This is a genomic window from Salegentibacter tibetensis (assembly GCF_020164485.1).
Lineage (GTDB): Bacteria > Bacteroidota > Bacteroidia > Flavobacteriales > Flavobacteriaceae > Salegentibacter > Salegentibacter tibetensis.
In genome coordinates, this window is the sequence record NZ_JAIQZA010000143.1 from 1 (window position 1) to 283 (window position 283).

Genomic DNA, 283 nt, shown 5'->3' on the forward strand with positions numbered 1-283 from the left:
GCGGCGGCGAGCGCCATGGCGCTCGCCGCCGCCGTCGCGCCGAGCGGCGCCCCCGTGCTCGTCCTGGGCGGCAAGGGCAGCGGCAAGGAGATGATGGCGCGCCAGATCCACCGGCTCTCCGGCCGGCCCGATCCGATCGTCTCGGTCGAATGTGCCGGCGTTGCCGCCGATGTGCTCGAATCCGAGCTGTTCGGGCACGAGGCGGGTGCCTTTCCCGGTGCTGCGGCGCGCCGGGTCGGCCGGCTCGAAAGCGTCCGGGGCGGCACGATCTTCCTGCGCGAAG

1 protein-coding gene is annotated in these 283 nt (G+C 74.6%); it reads left to right on the plus strand.

Going from position 1 to position 283, the window contains the following annotated elements; translation table 11 throughout:
- Positions 1-283: sigma 54-interacting transcriptional regulator (locus LB467_RS18855; RefSeq protein WP_224475687.1), on the plus strand; the 283-nt coding region annotated here is incomplete at both ends.